The following is an 18,685-nucleotide window of genomic DNA, read 5'->3' on the forward strand; positions in this document are numbered from 1 at the left end:
CCATTCCGAACAGAGAAGTTAAGCCCATTAGCGCCAATGGTACTACAATCGTGGGAGAGTAGGTCGCCGCCTTCCTTGAAAACCCTTCATTATTACAATGAAGGGTTTTTTTATGCACGAAAAATAATAGACTTAGAAAATGAATGGATTTCTTTTCTACTTTATTACGATTTTTTGATTTGATATTTTATAGCTTTGCTCTTTTTATAGCTAATGAAAATACAATCCCAAATAGAAGAAAGGTGGAATTGGATAACTCATGGTTTTGGATTTATTTTATCAATCCCTGGGTTTTTTATATTACTTACTTCTGATTCTAATAAGACACAGTATAGTGGCTTTTCAATTATACTATTCGCATGCTCTTTAATGATCCTTTATTTTGCTTCAACAGCGTATCATTATTCTTCTCAAATTGAGCTTAAGAAGAAATTCAGAATTATGGATCATATTAGTATATATTTGCTAATCGCCGGTACATATTCTCCTGTCACTTTAATTGCTTTAATCGACAGTAAAGGGGTATTACTTTTTTCATTGGTTTGGTCCATAGCAATATTTGGTTCTGTATTAAAACTATTCTTTACAGGAAGGTTTGAAATTTTGTCCATTATTCTATATTTAATAATGGGTTGGCTAATCATTTTTGATATTGATACGCTAACCAATAAAGTTGGTTCTGAAGGAATTAATTATTTAATGTTTGGTGGTTTGGCGTATACTATAGGGATTATTTTTTATGCTTTAAAAAGAATGCCATTTAGCCATGTAATTTGGCACCTTTTTGTCTTAGCAGGAAGTATTTATCATTATCTATTTATATACAGGTATATTATTTAAAGTGATTATACTTTTACAAGATCTTCTTGATCTATTTCTATATTAGTTGATAGTTCTTTATAGATTATAGTAGCCAATTTTTCCGATAAAGAAGAGATTCTACCCGCATGTTCAACATGCCATACAGGTTTTTGATCTATTAAATTTCCTCCTAGTAATGGTCCGATAACATAAAACCCTTCAGAGGCTTCTAGAGACTTGTTCACTGTAATACCTCTATTAGAAGGATTTATTTTACATATTGTATTGCTGATTAAACTACTGATTAAAGTGTTCTCATTTTGCACACTTTTAATATCACAACTTCCTGAGCAATTTATTATAATATCTACGGACTCTTCATGTTCAATAACTTCATTCTTTGATTCATAGGCAAACTGAAGTCCATTTGTATTGCTTGATACTATACCCGAGAATTTACCCGAAATATTAACTAATCGGTGTTGAGCGTGAAGATCTTGAATCACTTTAGAATAGTGTGATCCTGCTTCTCTCTGTCTTTTACCAATTTCATTCCCTACATGAGTAGCAAATTTTCTTTTTTCTTTGAGATCCAGTTTGCTTAATAAAGGACCGAATGCTTCAGATATGGGATGTATTGTATAAATAGAGCTAATGTTGTCCTGTTCTGCTTGATCTAAATCTTTTTGGGCAGCTTTTTCTATATCAGAAGCGGTTATTTTTGATTGTTTTGCTAGCTGTATAAGATGTTTTGGAATAAACTCTATAGAGGGATCCATATCTATTTTTGCATCAGGAAACTTACCCTGGGGAGACAATGTATAAAATTGATTAATTCTTGCTTCAATTTCTGGATAATCGTTTAATGTATACATTAACTCTATACCACTGGCATTAGTACCAATTATTAATACATTAATCTTTTGTTTTTGTTTTGTATCAATGAATTTTTTAATTTGATTAATGGTTATTTTTAAGCTTGGTTCGTATGGTTCTTCAATCAAAACCCCATTATCTTTAGATATAAGCATATCATTTACAGAAAATAATTTACGATTTGGGGCAGACCCAATTGCAAGAACAACTTTTCTGGATAATAAAGGTGAGGAGTTATTTTTAAGATGAACCGAATAGCCATCCGGTAATTTATCTACAGTAACAACTTCATCGTTACTATAATCTATCGATAATATCCCCTGGCTAATCGCTGTTTGTATCTTTTTTTCTACTACTTCTGAAATGTATCTACCAACGAAAATTCTAGGAATATAAAGCTCTTCCCAGTTGTTGTTTTCTATTGAATCATAATTGTCATTAAACCACTCTTGAGTTAATTTTCCCCCTTGTACTATGGCATCTTCAATTAGTGATTTTTTATTCAATGTAAGCCAATTGATAAAATAACCTAACTCTTTAGAAGGTAAAAATTGAGAAAGAGGTTTAATCAATAAAGTAGTGTCTGTAGAACGATATCCATAAGGTATACCTGTATGAAATTCATTGCTTTTTTCTACAATTGATAATTTTAATGGAAGCTTACTGTCTACATACTGATCTAATAATTTAATAATCGTAAAAGATGTAGATATGCCAGAGCCAATAAAAACAACATCATTTTTCTGATTTGATCGATATGGCTTTTTCGTTTTTATTATTTTGCCTGGATTACCAACGACTGTACAGTAATCTGGTACATCTTTTATAACTACGGCACCAGCTCCTATCGTACACCATTTACCAATTTTTACTTGCGGTATAACACAAGCACTTACACCAACATGAGTACCTTCGCCAATTTCTACATGACCGCAAAGTGCTGCCTGTGGGGATATGTGTGCATAGTCACCTATACTATTGTCATGATCAATACTTGCTCCAGTATTAATGATTACATGCTTTCCTATGGATGTATTTGGTTGAATGATTGCTCCTGCAAATACTACAGTTCCTTCTCCGATAGATGCTCGCGGGGATATAATGGCTGTATCATGGATTGCAGTATGAAACTCACTTTTCAACATTTGTGCAATTTCTAACCGTTCACGATTGTTTCCGACCGAAATAATAAACGGAGGACCTTGATGCGGAAAAGAGTCTATATTTTGCCTAACACCTTTGTATACTTCTGGTACCAAATAGTGTTTTCGCTTTGGATTGTCATCAAAATATTCATTAACAATAATTTCTTCGCAACCTAAAGTTTCTTTAATGACTTGCGAGTGACCGCCAGCGCCATATAGCCTAACTTCAGATACCTTTTTAGATGAGTTATCAGAGGATCCAGGTTGTGTTGTAAGCCCTTCCTTATCAAGCATGGTTAATTTCTTCTAAATATTGTTCCTAAAATAATTTGTGCGCTACAAATATATAGATAAATATCTATAATTGTGTTTTTTAATAATTTTATAATGTATTGAAAGTAAGAGTATTAAGTTTTCTTAAATCTATTGCTAAATTGTTTATTATATTGTAAATTTTTGATGCCATATTGATCAATAAATTCTATTATTCTCAATAACTAGAGGGCTTTTGAACATATATTAAATTTCGTACGCTAACTAAAACAACAAACAAAGTGTTTTATTGTGAAATGAAGTCTTTATATTCTATAAAAAAAGCTTCAAGGGTAAGCATGTTGTCATTTAAAAATGTCATTGTAGAGTCCCAGGTATTTTTATTATGAATACTTACATTTTGTAATTCTACATATACTCTTGAGATAATTTTACCATTATCTAACTCATAATGTTCATCAAAGATAATGTCCTTTACATACTCTGATATAATTATATTTTTTAAACTTACAAATTTGTCATAATAATACGCCTTGATTATATCATCGTAAGGCTCTATGTCAACTGATACTTGAGCTTTTTTTGTAGTAAAGGTGAATTTTAAAGTTACATCTTTTATTTTAGTGTTGTACAACAACCATTTTTTAGGGTATTGCTTTCCGAAGCTAGTCCAGAACTCTTCCCTTATTTTTTTAGATTCTTCTTTACTAAACATATTATATAAGGTATGCCGTGGCTGTGGCAACAAGAATTACCAATAGTTTTGAGATGTTAAATTTATGCCCTTCGTTACTTTCAAATAAAATAGTGGTAGATACATGAAGAAATATACCGATTACCAATGCAGTAATTTCTTTATAATAGTTTTGAATTGCGCCTAAATATTCACTCATAAAAGTTCCTAATGGTGTCATTAGAGCAAAAGCGGTTAATGTTAGAACTATGGTCGTTTTTTTAATTTGGGTATTCAACAAGAAGGTGGTTAGGATCATAGCGATTGGGATTTTATGAATAATAATTCCAATAAGAATACCATCGGTGTGATGTATTGGAAATCCTTCAAGTATCGCATGCAAGCCTAAACTGATAAAAAGCAACTTGGGTATTTGATAAGTCTCTTTATCCAAGTGGATATGACCATGTTCTGCTCCTTTAGAAAAATATTCGAGCACTTTTTGAAGCAATATCCCTATCATTATCCAAACACCTGCGCGTTTTGCGAAGGGGTTATCTTCGAACACCTCAGGTAAGAGGTCAAAAATAGTAATTGCCAAAAGAAAAGCACCACTAAATGCTAAGAGCAATTTTAGGTTTTTCTGATTTGAAGGTTTGAAAACAAAGACAATTAAAGCCCCTATAAAAACCGCCGATATGGATAAAATGTAATTATGCACTATCTAAATATTAATATAAGTCGAGGTGAAGTATTTTTGTTGAATTTTTGTAATTGGTAATTACCGAATATATCTAGTAAGTTAACATCAGCTTTGTTAAAGTAGTTTTCGAAATCCGCTAGACTTATCGCTTTTACTCGTTCTGTAAAGAAAAAATCCTCACTATTATCTCTAAACCTGATTTCTTTGAATATATATCCGTCTTGAGTATATCTTTTTATTTTAAAAAGTATTCCGTTCACTTCTTTAGTTTCTTCTGGGACAAGATTGTCGATAACATAGTCTACATTCATAAAATCAATAACCCCAAAACCACGCTCATTAAGGTCAGACTTTATTGCTTTTATAGTACTAAGGTTATCCTCTTCTTTGTCAAAATACCCAAAGCTGGTAAATAAGTTAAAAACAGCTGAGAATTTTTCAGAATAAGGGCGGCACATATCATGCACTCTAAATTTTAAAGTTTCATTTTCAAACTGAGAAGCATACTCAATACTATTTTTCGAGAGATCTACTCCGGTAACATCATATCCTAACTTGTTGAGATAGATACTATGACGACCTTTTCCACAAGCAAGATCTAGAATTTTTTCGCCTTTTTCGAGACTTAGATAATGAGTTAGGTTATCCATAAAATCCCTTGCTTCAGTATGACTTCTATCTTTATATAATATATGATAATACGGTGTGTCAAACCATGATGCATACCACATTGTTGAATCTTTTAGCATAGGGCGCAAAATTAATGTATTTTTGCGGTTTAATTATAGCGAATACGAAGATAGTGAGTAATTCATTTAAAATGGTAGCCAAAACCCTTTTTGGTTTTGAAGAAGTTCTCGAAAGAGAACTTAGAAATTTAGGTGCAGAAAAAGTAACAGCAGGAAACCGTATGGTTAGTTTTTATGGGGATACAGGTTTTATGTATAAAGCCAATCTATGTTTGAGAACAGCTATAAAAATTTTGAAGCCTATTACTTCAAAAAGAATTAGAGACGAAAAAGATTTATATAATTTCATTCAAAGTATAGATTGGTCAGGGTATTTGAATACAGAAGATACTTTTGCTATTCATGCTACGGTAAACTCTACGTTGTTTAATCATTCTCAGTTTATAGCGTTAAAAACAAAAGATGCTATTGTAGATAAGTTTAGAGATGAAACAGGAGAGCGACCTAGTGTTGATTTAGATTATCCCGATCTTTCTATTGATGTGCATATTCAACAAGATCTGTGTACCGTATCTTTAGATAGTTCTGGGGGGTCATTACATCATAGAGGATACCGTACGGCTACTAATATTGCTCCAATTAATGAAGTTTTGGCAGCTGGTTTACTACTACTCTCGGGTTGGGATGGACAATGTGACTTTTTAGACCCCATGTGCGGTAGTGGTACTATGGCTATCGAGGCGGCTATGATTGCATGTAATATCCCGGCAAACTTAAATAGAAAGGAATTTGCTTTTGAAAAATGGTTGGATTGGGATATGGATTTATTTGAAAAAATTGAAGAATCATGTCTTAAAAAAACAAGAGATTTTCATCATTCAATCATTGGATTTGATAAAGAATATTCTGCAGTACGAAAAGCCAATATTAATATCGAAAATGCTAATCTTACTGATTTCATTACTATTAAAGAGGCCGATTTTTTTGAATCCGAAAAGCAAGTAGAAGGGCCGTTACATATGGTGTTTAACCCACCTTATGATGAACGATTAGAAATTAATATAGAAGAATTTTACTCGCAAATCGGGGATACTTTGAAGAAAAATTACCCAGGTACTAACGCATGGTTTATTACAGGAAACCTTGAAGCATTAAAGCATGTAGGCCTACGACCTTCTAGAAAAATAAAAATCTTTAATGGTAAGCTTGAATCGCGTTTGGTTAAATACGAGATGTATGCCGGAAGTAAAAGAACAAAGTTTCAACAGAAATAAATTGTAAGAACAGATTTCTTGGTCGTTAATTTCCCTTAGGTTAATTAATTCTTAAAATCAATTGGGCGGTAGGTAGTTTTATGTTTTTGTTAAGAGATTATTGTCGAAATAACAATAATTTTCTGCTCATAACTCAACAAATAACTAATCTTCCTGTCAATATGAAAACAAAATTCGCACACTTCTTTACAGTATTTTTATTATTACTTTCTTGTTCAGTTTTTGGGCAACGATCTAAAGGGAAACAAGTACCACAATCTACACTTTCAGATTCTGTTTTTTCGGGCTTAAAATTAAGAAATATTGGTCCTGCTTTTATGTCAGGGCGAATTGCAGATATTGCTATTCATCCTAAGAATGAAAATATATGGTATGTGGCAGTCGGATCTGGGGGAGTATGGAAAACAGTAAATTCTGGAACTACATGGAAACCCATTTTTGATGATCAAACTTCGTATTCTATCGGTTGTGTAACTATAGATCCCAATAATTATAATACCATTTGGGTAGGAACAGGAGAAAACGTAGGAGGACGTCATGTAGGGTATGGAGATGGTATCTATCGAAGCAATGATGGTGGTGCCTCATGGGAGAATATGGGATTGAAGAACTCAGAACATATCTCTAAGATCATAATACATCCCGAAAATTCTAATGTGATTTGGGCAGCGGTACAAGGTCCATTATGGAAAAAAGGGGGAGAACGAGGACTTTATAAGTCAATTGATGGAGGAAGAACCTGGAAGAAAACCTTGGGAGATAATCAATGGATCGGTGTTACCGATTTGATTATAGACCCTAGAAACCCTGATCAACTATATGCTGCAACCTGGCAAAGACATCGCACTGTTGCCGCGTATATGGGAGGCGGACCGGGATCAGGAATTCACCGTAGTACAGATGGTGGAGAAACCTGGTCAATACTTAAAGAGGGATTACCCAAGTCTTGGATGGGTAAGATCGGATTGGCAATTTCACCACAAAATCCAGATATCCTGTATGCGGCTATTGAGTTAGACCGAAGAACGGGAGGAGTGTATCGATCTAGCGATAAAGGAACTAGCTGGGAGAAACGCTCTGATGCCGTTGCAGGAGCTACGGGACCGCATTATTACCAAGAGTTATATGCTTCTCCACACCATTTCGAAAGGTTATATCTTGTGGATTCACGTATGCAAATCTCAGAAGACGGAGGAAAGACTTTTACCAGAATGAATCGAGATCATAAACATGGAGACAACCATGCAGTTGCTTTTAGGAAACACGATCCGAATTATATTTTAGTCGGAACTGATGGAGGGCTGTATCAAACTTTTGATCTTACCAAAAATTGGCACTTTATCGATAATCTTCCGGTAACGCAATATTATAAAGTTGCTGTAGATGATTCAGAACCATTTTATAATATTTATGGCGGTACACAGGATAATAGTACTCAAGGAGGGCCATCAAGAACAGATAATGTACATGGGATCCAAAACTCTGATTGGAAAATAGTTTTAAACTGGGATGGCCATCAACCTGCTACCGAACCAGGAAACCCAAACATTATGTATGCCGAACGCCAAGAAGGGAATCTTTCTCGTGTGGATCTAAGTACGGGCGAAGTGATCGATATTCAGCCGCAACCAGGAGCCAATGAAAGTTTTGAGCGTTTTAATTGGGATGCTCCAATTTTAGTTAGTGCACATGATCCTGCACGTATTTACTTTGCTTCGCAACGGCTTTGGAGATCAAACAATCGTGGGGATAAATGGACCGCTATTTCAGGAGATTTGACTAAAAATCAAGAACGAATAGAATTAAATATAATGGGCAAGAAACAATCCTGGGATGCGCCCTGGGATTTCTTAGCAATGTCTAATTATAATACGATTACTTCTATTGCAGAATCTCCGAAACAAGAAGGAGTCTTGTATGTAGGAACAGATGATGGAATTATACAAGCAACACAAGATGGAGGTAGTAACTGGCGCAGAATTGATGTAGGTACATTGCCTGGTGTTCCGGCTACAGCTTTTGTAAATGATATAAAAGCAGATCTTTTTGACGCCAATACCTTGTATGTAGCCTTGGACAATCATAAGTATGGAGATTTTAATCCCTATTTATTAAAGAGTTCTGATAACGGGCGTACATGGAAATCTATTAAAGGCAATCTGCCACAAAGAACATTAGTCTGGCGTATTGTTCAGGATCATGTACAGCCTAATCTGCTTTTTGCCGCAACAGAATTTGGAATTTATTTTACTGTAAATGGCGGGAACAAATGGATAAAGTTAAAAGGCGATATGCCAACCATTTCTTTTAGAGATTTGGCCATACAACGAAAGGAGAATGATTTGATAGGCGCTTCTTTCGGAAGGGGATTCTTTGTGTTTGATGATTACACTACTCTAAGAACTATCTCTGAAGCAAAATTAAAGGAAGAGGCTATATTGTTTCCGACTCGTGATGCATGGTGGTATATCCCAAGACCAAATCTTAGTTTTGATGATAAAAGAGGAAGCCAGGGCGCGTCTCACTATGTAGCACCAAATCCGGATTTTGGAGCAGTATTTACCTATTATTTAAAAGATGGATTAAAAACTGCTGAAGAAAAACGAAAAGAATCCGAAAAGAAAAACAAGGGTAAAGATATTGCATTTCCTGGGTGGGATAAAGTAGAAGCCGAACGTACCGAACCTAAACCACAAATTGTACTTACAATCACCAATAGTAACGGAAAAACTATTCGTAGGATCAATGGGGCTGTTACCAAGGGGTTTCATAGAGTCTCTTGGGATCTTCGTTATCCTGCAACTAATGCAATCACTCTAAAAAAGCAAGATTTTCCATTTGGAGCTCCTCGAGGACTTATGGCGGTACCAGGTAAGTATACTGCTACATTGTCTAAAGTTATTGACGGGAAAGTGACGCCACTCTCAGATCCGATATCCTTTACAGTAAAGCAAATGCGTCAAGGTGTTTTAAAAGGAGCAACACCCGAAGAAGCTTCAACTTTCTGGAGAGACTTTGAGAAAGCTCAAGGAAAAGTTTCTACGTTAGATATACAGATAAGTAAGATCGAGAAACGGCTTAAAGCTATGAATAGAGCTTTGGAATTAGCGAATACCGCTCCTGGCGATATAGATGCGCGACTTTCTGCTTTAAAAAAGCGTTTCGATAATTTAAATACAGCGTTTCGAGGAAACCAATCCAAGCAACAAGTAGGTGAGAAGACTAAACCCACCATTGGTGATCGAATGTTTGCCATTTACAGGGGAGTAGATCGCTCTACCTATGGGCCGACTAGTACACATTTAGAAACCATGCAGATTATCAATACTCTAATAAGTACAATGACTACGCAATACAACGGTTTAAAAAATGAAACCGATTCGCTGTCGAAAGCATTGCGAGAGGCTGGAGCACCTTATGTCGAGGAGTAAATTAGATGCTATATTTTGCTGCCATTTTTCTTCCGATAGATTGCGGAAGCAATTTTTGGCGGTTTTAAGAATGAAATTCTTTATTTTTAATACAAATTAAATCTAATCTTAAAACTAACTTTTATGAGACGTTTCACAATGTATGGTTTACTTATTTTTTTGATCATAAGTTGCAAAGACAATAAAACAAAAGAAACTACAGAAGCAACAGAAGAGTCCGAGGTTGTAGCCGAAAAAACTATAAAATTAAAAAGTGAAGAAATAGCCTATAAAGTAGATACCTTATCAATGAAAGGGTATTTGGTCTTTAATGAAAATGCAACCGAAAAAAGACCGGGTGTTATTGTAGTTCATGAGTGGTGGGGACATAATGATTATGTGCGAGAAAGAGCAAATATGCTTGCAGAATTGGGGTATGTTGCCTTAGCTATCGATATGTATGGTGATGGTAAACAAGCAGCTCATCCCGATGATGCCGGGAAATTTGCTATGAGTGTTATGGGTAATATAGAGACAGCCACTGCTAGATTTAATGCCGCCTTAGAAATGCTTAAGGCACAAGAGTCTGTAGATCCAGACAAGATTGCTGCAATAGGGTATTGTTTTGGAGGGAGTGTTGCTCTTACTATGGCAAATGCTGGAGTAGATTTGGATGCTGTTGCTGCTTTTCATAGTGGTGTACAACTTCCTGTCATGCCCACAGCAGATATTAAAGCGAAAGTATTGGTTTGTAATGGTGCAATAGACCCTTTTATACCGATAGAAACTGTTGATGCTTATAAAAAAGCAATGGATAGTGTAAAAGCAGATTATAAATATATCGCATACGAAAATGCAACTCATTCTTTTACCAGTAAGGCGGCAGATTCATTAGCTAAAAAATTTGATATGCCACTAGCGTATCAGCAAGAGGCAGATGAAAAATCATGGGCAGAACTTCAAAAGTTATTAGAAGAGGCGTTCAAAGAAAATTAAATGTTCAATGATCCTGACCTGTTAGGTACTAAATAAACCTGACAGGTCTTATTTTTGATAGTATTTATTTTTTCTTCTTGAAAAAAGGAATTAGATAGCTTACTGTATATGCATAACCAACACCAATGTCACTAAAGTCATTGGTTCTACCAAATCCGGGAATATATAGATTGTCAAATGTATCTGGTTTTTCTTCGCTGACTAAACTTCTTAATGATACATTGGCTCCGAGATATAGATTATTTATAATTTCTACTTCAATACCAAAAACCAGTTCGATCCAACTGGCAGTTAGCATATCAGACTTTATTGGGGTTGTTACTCTATTTTCTCCAAAATAATTTGTGCCGGTAAATACCGAATATTCATTTAAGGTTTGATCAAATCTAGAGAAACCATAACGCAACCCAACATAAATACTATTTTGCATACCGTACCAGTTATCATAAGCATTATAGTCTACTCCAGCTCTAATATAACTACCAGATCCTTCTACATTAATATTTTCTTCATCTCTTTTTAAGGATTCGTTACCTACTTCTGCTGCAATATAAAATTTCTTATATAGCCTGTAGTCACCTACAATTTCGAATCCCGAATATACTTTGTCATCAACAGCTGTACGAATTAATCTGGCAAGATCAACTCCTACTCTAAACCCATATTTTTCAGCTGGAGGCAAAGTGTCTTTAGGGGTAATTTTTTCTTGTTCTTCCTGTGCCTGAATACCTGTGGCTAGTAGAATACTAATGAAAAATAAATACGTGTGCAGTTGTTTCATCTGTTACGTTTTCTCTTTGTATTGTTATATTTCTAATCCAACTACCGTCATTGCCTACTTCTGGAGGAGATGCTGTAAGGCCTATATAATTAACTCTAAATCCGCAAGCACTACTCACATACTCTTCTTCTAATGTATATTGAAAACTAACCGTATCGGTATTTTCTGGTATAGAGTCATTTTCAAAATTTGAATTTATAGTAAATTCGTAGTCAGTAATAGATTCTTTTGTTTTTAGCGGTATGATGATTGAATCGGTTACCGTGCCTAAAGTAAAAGGACTGTCTACATCTACTGCTTTTACCTGTAATTCTATCGGAGGTTTTATCTCGGTACCCGTATCAAAATCAATAAACTTAATAATTAGAAGGGGGGTTGTAGGAGTACCTTCTGCACAGATATCATCTCTTTCACAACTAGAGTTTGTGTATAATATGAATATAGAAGTTAATAGTAATAGCAGATATTTTGATATTCTCATATATTATCTTTTTTCTAATAAAACCACATTTTCTACATGATACGTTTGCGGAAACATATCTACAGGCTGTACCTTGGTTACTTTGTATGTTTCATCTAATAACGCCAAGTCACGTGCTTGTGTTGCACTATTGCAGCTTACGTACACAATTTTTTTTGGTGAAATGTTTAATAGTTGTGCTACTACATCTTTGTGCATACCATCTCTTGGTGGATCAGTAATTACAACTTCTGGTTGTCCATGATTGGCTATAAACTCTTTTGTAAACACCTTTTTCATGTCACCGGCATAGAACTCTACATTGTCTATATTGTTGTTTCGAGCATTTTCTTTAGCATCTTCTATCGCTTCTGGTACAGCTTCTACACCAATAACTTTTTTGGCTTGTTTAGCAACAAATTGTGCTATAGTACCCGTTCCTGTATATAAATCATATACCAATTCGTTACCGGTAAGACTAGCAAAATCCCGAGTAACTTTATATAATTCGTAGGCTTGTTTTGAATTAGTTTGATAAAAGGATTTTGCATTGATTTTGAATCGTAACCCTTCCATTTCTTCTTCGATAAAATCCTTTCCTTTATAACAAATTACTTCCTGGTCATAAATAGTATCATTTCCTTTAGAATTAATTACATATTGCAGCGAAGTGATTTCGGGAAACTCTGAGGCAATATAATCCAGTAATAATGTTCTTTTTTCTTCATCTTCATTAAAAAATTGGATAAGCACCATAATTTCTCCTGTAGATGAAATACGTAACATCAAGGTGCGCAGAAAACCTTCTTGTTTCCTGGCATTATAAAAAGACAGGTTGTTTTCTGTGGCAAAAGTCTTTACTTTATTTCTTATATCATTACTAGGATCTTCTTGTAAATAACATGTATCTATGTCAAGAATTTTGTCCCACATTCCCGGCATATGAAAACCTAATGCATTTCTACTTTTGATTTCGGTTCCGCTCTGGATCTCTTCTAAAGTAAGCCATCTGCTATCACTAAAAGAAAATTCCATTTTGTTTCTATAGAAAAACTGATCATCTGATCCTAATATAGGAGTTATCGTTGGTAGCTCAATTTTGCCTAATCGAGTAAGATTATTTACAATTTCTTGTTGCTTATATGCCAGTTGATGTTCATATCCCATAAATTGCCATCTGCATCCACCACAGGTTCCAAAATGTGCACAAGTAGGTGCTACTCGTTTAGGCGATTTTTTATGAAATACAGTTGCTGATCCTTCATAATACGCTTTGCGCTTTTTAGTGGTTTGTATATCTACCACGTCACCAGGAACTGCATTGTTGATAAATATCACTTTTCCGTCAGGAGCTTTGGCAATACTTTTTCCCTTTGCGCCTGCGTCAATTACTTCGATATGTTCAAAGATTTGTCTTCGATTTTTTCTTGCCATAGCGCAAAAATAAGAATAGAAAGCATATACTTATTAATTATTCAATATATCTTATAAAAAGAAATAAAAAAAATGAACCTATTTAATAGTTCGACGTCTATAATATAAAGGTTACTATGACAACAACCGATAAGATATTTGATTCTTTGTTGGTAATGCAATGCCAATCCGGAAACAGGAAAGCAATGGCGCTTCTTGTTAAAAGATGGCATCCTAGGTTGTGTAAACAGGCATATTGGTATACAAATAATATAGAGGCCTCAAAAGATGTTGTTCAGGACAGTTGGAGTAAAATACTTTTAAAAATTCATAATCTTAAGGATCCAAACAGTTTTGGAAGTTGGGCACTAACTATTGTTACTCGTAATGCGATTGATTGGCAACGAAAGCACAAAAAGGAGCTAGTGAATTTAAATTCTTACCACAAAGAGAATCATAGAAGCACTATCGATCATGATACTAATGAATTGGTGGTTGTTCAGCTAAGAAAATCAATAAAAGAACTACCAAAAACCCAACAGATCGTGCTTAACCTTTTTTATATAGAAGAGTATAGTATTAAACAGATAAGCGAAATAATGAATGTATCGACGGGTACCATTAAGTCCCGTTTGTTTAATGCCAGAGAAAAATTAAAATTAATTCTTAAAAAACAGAAATTATGAAAAATGACATAAAAGACATTGATCGATTAATTAAAGAAACGCTAACTCAGGAAGAGGCTAAATTTTATGATGAATTAGATGAGCAGAATCTCTTAGAGATGATTGGAGGGTTGTTTAAAACGAGAAATAGTTGGATCATTATAATAATGAATATTGTACATGTAATAGCATTTGGACTATTAGTGTATTGTATCGTTCAATTTTTAAATACTGATGCTACTAATGAACTTATCAAATGGTCTGTTGCCGGATTTACGTGTATGAGTTTTGTAATAATGCTTAAGCTTTTTTCCTGGATGCAGATGGATAAAAATGCACTGTTAAGAGAAATTAAGAGGTTAGAACTTCAGATATCTTCTTTAGCTTCGAAAGTATCTTAAAATGAGATTCTGTTAGAATATCAGCTTCTATTTCATAGAAAATAAAATTTTGAGGTATTATTGCGCATAAAATTAATAATTCGCTAAAGTTTTATTAATTTTGCAATTCTCTTAGGGATGATTTCTCTCCCACGCTGAATTTTCGAGTCTTTTCGAAAGGATAAAGGTACAGAAGGAATGGTTGTTTTATCAATTTAAATTATTAAAAATGGCTGTTTTAGAAAAATTAACTTCTCAGCAAGCAATTGATTTAGAAAATAAGTATGGAGCTCATAATTACCATCCTTTACCCGTTGTACTGAACAGAGGAGAAGGTGTTTATGTATGGGATGTAGAAGGTAAAAAGTATTATGATTTTTTAAGCGCATACTCTGCGGTTAATCAAGGACATTGTCATCCCAAAATAGTTGGGGCAATGGTTAATCAAGCACAAACGTTAACGCTTACGTCAAGAGCGTTTTATAATGATAAGCTTGGAGAATATGAGAAGTTTGCGACCGAATATTTTGGTTTCGATAAGCTTTTACCCATGAATACTGGTGCAGAAGCAGTTGAAACCGCTCTAAAAATATGCAGAAAATGGGCATATGAGAAAAAAGGTATTTCTGAAAATGAAGCTCAGATTATAGTATGTGAGAATAATTTTCATGGAAGAACTACTACAATAATATCATTCTCCAATGATCCTGTGGCAAGAAAGAATTTTGGACCTTATACTGCTGGATTTATCAAAATAGAATATGATAACCTTGCTGCGTTAGAGAACGCACTAGAAAATAATAAAAATGTAGCAGGATTTTTAGTAGAACCTATACAAGGAGAAGCTGGAGTTTATGTGCCTTCTGAAGATTATTTAACCAAAGCTAAAGCACTTTGCGAAAAACATAATGTATTGTTTATTGCCGATGAAGTGCAAACTGGGATTGCTCGTACAGGCCAATTATTGGCTGTAAACTATGAGAATGTAAAACCTGATGTTTTAATTCTGGGTAAAGCATTAAGTGGGGGGGCATATCCGGTTTCTGCAGTATTCGCAGATGATCATATTATGGAAGTGATTAAACCAGGAAATCATGGAAGTACTTTTGGAGGTAATCCTGTTGCAGCTGCTGTAGCGATTGCCGCTTTAGAGGTTGTGAGAGATGAAAAACTGGCAGAAAATGCTTTTGAACTGGGAGAACTATTCAGATCCGAGTTAAATAAGTATATAGAGACTTCAGGAATTGTGAATTTAGTGAGAGGTAAAGGATTGTTAAATGCGATAGTAATCAATGATTCTGAAGAAAGTGAAACAGCATGGAACATCTGTGTGGCACTTAAAGAAAATGGTCTTTTAGCTAAACCAACACATGGTAATATTATTCGTTTTGCACCACCATTAGTTATGAGTAAAGAACAACTACTAGAATGTGTTGGTATTATTACCAAAACATTAAAAGAGTTTGAGTAAAAACAGATAAAATTATTTAAAAATAAAACCTCGCATATTGCGAGGTTTTATTATATATTCGATCATTAATTTCCCGCTTCTTATTGATATCCTCGAGCCATCTCTTCGATCATTTCCTGATACCCTTCCATTCCAATAGTAGCGAATGTGATAATCACGAAAATTAAATAGATTGCACTTAGTATCAAACCAATAATTGCTAAAATTTTACCAGTTTTTACATTATTGTATCCTTCGTATAGCTCAGGGTTTTCTGTATATAAAGCCGTTGCCTTTTTAGCAAGAACTAATGCTACAATGGCAAAAATAAGCCCAAGTAAACCATAGCAACAACATCCTACAATAGAAAGAATACCAAAAACTAAGATAAGGGTGGAGTTGGGTAATGTTTGTTTTTCCATAATTTTAATCGATTAGTTAAAAATAATTTTCATTTTGATTATATAGCTTACAATAATTGTGAGCACAGTGGTAATCATTAGACCAGTCTTAATTAGATAGCCATATTTAAGTTTGAGAAAAAAGTTGAATCCTAAAAACATCAGTAATAATAGAAGAGGGTAAATGGCAGGATACATATAAAATGCTGCTGTAAACTCTCCTTGCAATAAAAGAGATATTGACCTTTGCATACCGCAACCTAAACAATCAACGCCTAAAATCTTTTTGTTTATACAAGGCAGCATGTATTTTTCCAAAGGCAATGTATTACTGATTAATGCATGCAATATACATAATTAAGTTATTTAAAACATTTGAGAGGTTAAAAAACTATTATTTGATACTTTTGTGCAATAAAATGAACCATGACAAGCAAGTTGGTGTGAATTTATACACGCTATGGTGAATTACATCTAATAAAGATTAAAGAATAAAAGAGTAGATGAAAGGAGAAAACGTAAAAAAAATAATTAGTATAGTTAGTATTATTACTGGTGCAGTAGCTCTTATCAGTGAAATCTCTTCAGAAAATAAAAATTACTATATTCAAAGTATAGGAGTTATATTATTAATGATCGGTCTGTTTTTAATTACTTCTAAAATTGAATCTAAGACAGAAAGTAATCCAGATAGAAATTTTGAAGAGGAATAACTATGATTAACGTTGGCGATATAGTATCGGTGTTAGATGAACCGATCACAGGAAAGGTAATTTCTATAAACTCTGAAGAAGTTACTATAGCAACTGAAGATGGTTTTGATATGACTTTTTTTATCAACGAAGTGGTTAAGATTCAATCAGGAGAGATGATTATTCCTTCTTATGAAGAAGTGCATAGAAACCTACAGGAAAAAGAAATCTTCAAGAAGAAACCTAAGCGACCAGCTCCAAAACCGAAGGAGCGGCATTTACCACCAATGGAGGTTGATTTGCATATTCATAAGTTAGTAAAATCGACTAAAGGCATGGCTAATCATGATATGGTTAATTTACAATTAGATACGGCAAAAAGACAGTTAGATTTTGCAATTAGCAAGCGTATTCCTAAAGTAATTTTTATTCATGGTGTGGGTCAGGGAGTTCTTAAAGAAGAACTGAAATACCTCTTTGGGAGATATGATAATGTAAGAACATCTGATGCCGATTATAAAAAATATGGATTAGGCGCTATGGAAATCTATATTATTCAGAATCCAAATTAATTATATTATTCAATACTAATTTCTTCTGTTCCTAATACAAGTGTTTCTATCTGTACAGGGTTCCCACTGCCTTCTAGTGCTATATTTTTCATTGTATAGGTACGTCTAAATCTCCTTTTATTGTCTACAGGGTCTAATTCTTGGTAACTTATCTCAATAGAACCAGTATTGCTTGTAAGCTCTCTGGTTACAGATATAGAGCCTGGGAGATTATTATTACATAAAGACTCTGCTGTGTCAGCTTCGGGAATGGAAGTATCGAACTCTCTATATACCAATTGATTAGAAGCTGTGCTTAATTCGATAGTTTCGATTTGGTCTTCAGAGATATTTCCTGCTAAAGGGGTGATCTCAAAAGTGGTGCTTGTAAAGTCTAGAGTAATGGCTTTATTAGCTTCTGCATTCAAAGTATATAAAGTAAAAGTGTCTGTAACAGTTTCTGGGCAAATTTGCAGCTCTCCGGTAAAATCTATAGACACATCAGCATCAATTATATCACTACCTAAGACCAATAACTCGTTGCGAATAACAATTCCGTTACCTATTAATGTTGCATTTCTTACTACTACAGTACGGGTATATCTTCTTTGAGTGTTTGATGTAGGGTCTAATTCCTCATAGCTAACCTCCATAATCCCATCAGAACTTATTAATTCTTCAGTAATTGTAATATCACTAGAAGGAATGCTGCTACAGAAATAATCAGAACCAGTAATTGCAGAGCTAAATTCTCTATATATTAATTGATTACTGTCATCATTAAGTGTTATTGTGGTTGGAGTGGTAACCGAAATATCATTGACTTCGGGTGTAATATCAAATGTTGGACTAGTGAAATTTACGGATAATGAACGATTGATATCATCATCGATCTTGTAAAAAACAAAAGTATTATCATTAAGATTCGAACAATTCTCTAAAGAAGCATCAAAATTGGTGTCATTTTCAATAATATCTCCTTCACTGCAATTAGTTAATAGTAAAGTAAAAATTATAAGACAAAAAACTTTATTCATATCATACTAATATTT

The 18,685-nt window shown here is 34.1% G+C and carries 19 protein-coding genes and 1 rRNA gene; 10 read left to right on the forward strand and 10 right to left on the reverse strand.

Annotated elements, in window-relative coordinates; translation table 11 throughout:
- Window positions 1-75, forward strand: a 5S ribosomal RNA gene (rrf, locus tag ABW637_RS19575); the annotation flags it as partial.
- A 138-nt stretch (window positions 76-213) separates the two neighbouring features.
- Window positions 214-840: a PAQR family membrane homeostasis protein TrhA gene (gene trhA, locus ABW637_RS19580; protein ID WP_367586420.1), complete on the forward strand. Its 627-nt coding sequence runs from the start codon at window positions 214-216 to the stop codon at window positions 838-840.
- A gap of 5 nt (window positions 841-845) precedes the next feature.
- On the opposite strand, the gene ABW637_RS19585 is transcribed toward trhA, so the two are convergent.
- The 4 genes from ABW637_RS19585 to ABW637_RS19600 form a co-directional block, all read right to left on the reverse strand.
- On the reverse strand, window positions 846-3,116 hold the full coding sequence (locus ABW637_RS19585) for a NeuD/PglB/VioB family sugar acetyltransferase (protein WP_367586421.1): 2,271 nt from the start codon (window positions 3,114-3,116) through the stop codon (window positions 846-848).
- Window positions 3,117-3,381: 265 nt separating this feature from the next.
- Window positions 3,382-3,810 carry a DUF4268 domain-containing protein gene (locus tag ABW637_RS19590; RefSeq protein ID WP_367586422.1) on the reverse strand — a complete coding sequence of 143 codons (429 nt, stop codon included), beginning with the start codon at window positions 3,808-3,810 and terminating at the stop codon, window positions 3,382-3,384.
- A gap of 1 nt (window position 3,811) precedes the next feature.
- Window positions 3,812-4,489, reverse strand: coding sequence for a ZIP family metal transporter (locus ABW637_RS19595; RefSeq protein ID WP_367586423.1), 678 nt, complete (start codon window positions 4,487-4,489; stop codon window positions 3,812-3,814).
- Complete coding sequence (locus ABW637_RS19600; RefSeq protein ID WP_367586424.1) at window positions 4,489-5,220, reverse strand: class I SAM-dependent methyltransferase; 732 nt, start codon at window positions 5,218-5,220, stop codon at window positions 4,489-4,491. Before ABW637_RS19600 ends, ABW637_RS19595 begins: the two co-directional genes overlap by 1 nt.
- Before the next feature lie 53 nt (window positions 5,221-5,273).
- Here ABW637_RS19600 and ABW637_RS19605 point away from each other — a divergent pair, with 53 nt between their 5' ends.
- The 3 genes from ABW637_RS19605 to ABW637_RS19615 all read left to right on the forward strand — a co-directional run bounded on the left by ABW637_RS19605 (window position 5,274) and on the right by ABW637_RS19615 (window position 10,840).
- Window positions 5,274-6,434, forward strand: a complete 1,161-nt coding sequence (locus ABW637_RS19605) for a THUMP domain-containing class I SAM-dependent RNA methyltransferase (protein WP_367586425.1) — start codon at window positions 5,274-5,276, stop codon at window positions 6,432-6,434.
- A 161-nt stretch (window positions 6,435-6,595) separates the two neighbouring features.
- Window positions 6,596-9,865 (forward strand): VPS10 domain-containing protein, encoded by a 3,270-nt coding sequence (locus ABW637_RS19610; protein ID WP_367586426.1) that lies wholly within the window; start codon window positions 6,596-6,598, stop codon window positions 9,863-9,865.
- Window positions 9,866-9,988: 123 nt separating this feature from the next.
- Window positions 9,989-10,840 (forward strand): dienelactone hydrolase family protein, encoded by an 852-nt coding sequence (locus ABW637_RS19615; protein WP_367586427.1) that lies wholly within the window; start codon window positions 9,989-9,991, stop codon window positions 10,838-10,840.
- A 64-nt stretch (window positions 10,841-10,904) separates the two neighbouring features.
- Here the strand turns inward: ABW637_RS19615 and ABW637_RS19620 are convergent, their stop codons facing one another.
- From ABW637_RS19620 to rlmD, 3 genes are read right to left on the reverse strand one after another with little or no spacing between them, the layout of a single operon-like run.
- A complete protein-coding gene (locus ABW637_RS19620) occupies window positions 10,905-11,621 on the reverse strand; it encodes a DUF6048 family protein (protein ID WP_367586428.1) in 717 nt (238 codons plus the stop codon).
- Window positions 11,587-12,102, reverse strand: coding sequence for a DUF6452 family protein (locus ABW637_RS19625; protein WP_367586429.1), 516 nt, complete (start codon window positions 12,100-12,102; stop codon window positions 11,587-11,589). Before ABW637_RS19625 ends, ABW637_RS19620 begins: the two co-directional genes overlap by 35 nt.
- Window positions 12,103-12,105: 3 nt before the next feature.
- Window positions 12,106-13,515 (reverse strand): 23S rRNA (uracil(1939)-C(5))-methyltransferase RlmD, encoded by a 1,410-nt coding sequence (gene rlmD, locus ABW637_RS19630; RefSeq protein ID WP_367586430.1) that lies wholly within the window; start codon window positions 13,513-13,515, stop codon window positions 12,106-12,108.
- A gap of 116 nt (window positions 13,516-13,631) precedes the next feature.
- Here rlmD and ABW637_RS19635 point away from each other — a divergent pair, with 116 nt between their 5' ends.
- The 3 genes from ABW637_RS19635 (at window position 13,632) to rocD (ending at window position 16,010) form a co-directional block, all read left to right on the forward strand.
- Window positions 13,632-14,180 carry an RNA polymerase sigma factor gene (locus ABW637_RS19635; RefSeq protein ID WP_367586431.1) on the forward strand — a complete coding sequence of 183 codons (549 nt, stop codon included), beginning with the start codon at window positions 13,632-13,634 and terminating at the stop codon, window positions 14,178-14,180.
- Window positions 14,177-14,560, forward strand: a complete 384-nt coding sequence (locus tag ABW637_RS19640) for a DUF6768 family protein (protein WP_367586432.1) — start codon at window positions 14,177-14,179, stop codon at window positions 14,558-14,560. The genes ABW637_RS19635 and ABW637_RS19640 overlap by 4 nt, the downstream gene beginning before the upstream one ends.
- Before the next feature lie 208 nt (window positions 14,561-14,768).
- Window positions 14,769-16,010, forward strand: a complete 1,242-nt coding sequence (gene rocD, locus ABW637_RS19645; RefSeq protein ID WP_367586433.1) for an ornithine--oxo-acid transaminase — start codon at window positions 14,769-14,771, stop codon at window positions 16,008-16,010.
- Between the two features lie 80 nt (window positions 16,011-16,090).
- Here rocD and ABW637_RS19650 read toward each other — a convergent pair whose 3' ends face one another.
- Both ABW637_RS19650 and ABW637_RS19655 read right to left on the reverse strand, forming a co-directional pair.
- Complete coding sequence (locus ABW637_RS19650) at window positions 16,091-16,411, reverse strand: CCC motif membrane protein (protein WP_367586434.1); 321 nt, start codon at window positions 16,409-16,411, stop codon at window positions 16,091-16,093.
- 12 nt (window positions 16,412-16,423) lie between these two features.
- The gene (locus tag ABW637_RS19655; protein WP_367586709.1) at window positions 16,424-16,696 is read right to left on the reverse strand and encodes a DUF2752 domain-containing protein; all 273 of its coding nucleotides are present in this window, start codon (window positions 16,694-16,696) and stop codon (window positions 16,424-16,426) included.
- 197 nt (window positions 16,697-16,893) lie between these two features.
- Here ABW637_RS19655 and ABW637_RS19660 point away from each other — a divergent pair, with 197 nt between their 5' ends.
- Together ABW637_RS19660 and ABW637_RS19665 are read left to right on the forward strand one after the other, a co-directional pair.
- Window positions 16,894-17,103, forward strand: a complete 210-nt coding sequence (locus ABW637_RS19660) for a hypothetical protein (protein WP_367586435.1) — start codon at window positions 16,894-16,896, stop codon at window positions 17,101-17,103.
- Window positions 17,104-17,105: 2 nt separating this feature from the next.
- Complete coding sequence (locus ABW637_RS19665; protein ID WP_367586436.1) at window positions 17,106-17,654, forward strand: DUF8465 domain-containing protein; 549 nt, start codon at window positions 17,106-17,108, stop codon at window positions 17,652-17,654.
- 5 nt (window positions 17,655-17,659) lie between these two features.
- Here the strand turns inward: ABW637_RS19665 and ABW637_RS19670 are convergent, their stop codons facing one another.
- Window positions 17,660-18,670, reverse strand: a complete 1,011-nt coding sequence (locus tag ABW637_RS19670; protein ID WP_367586437.1) for a hypothetical protein — start codon at window positions 18,668-18,670, stop codon at window positions 17,660-17,662.
- Window positions 18,671-18,685: the final 15 nt, after the last annotated feature.

The organism is Aquimarina penaris, from assembly GCF_040786285.1.
Lineage (GTDB): Bacteria > Bacteroidota > Bacteroidia > Flavobacteriales > Flavobacteriaceae > Aquimarina.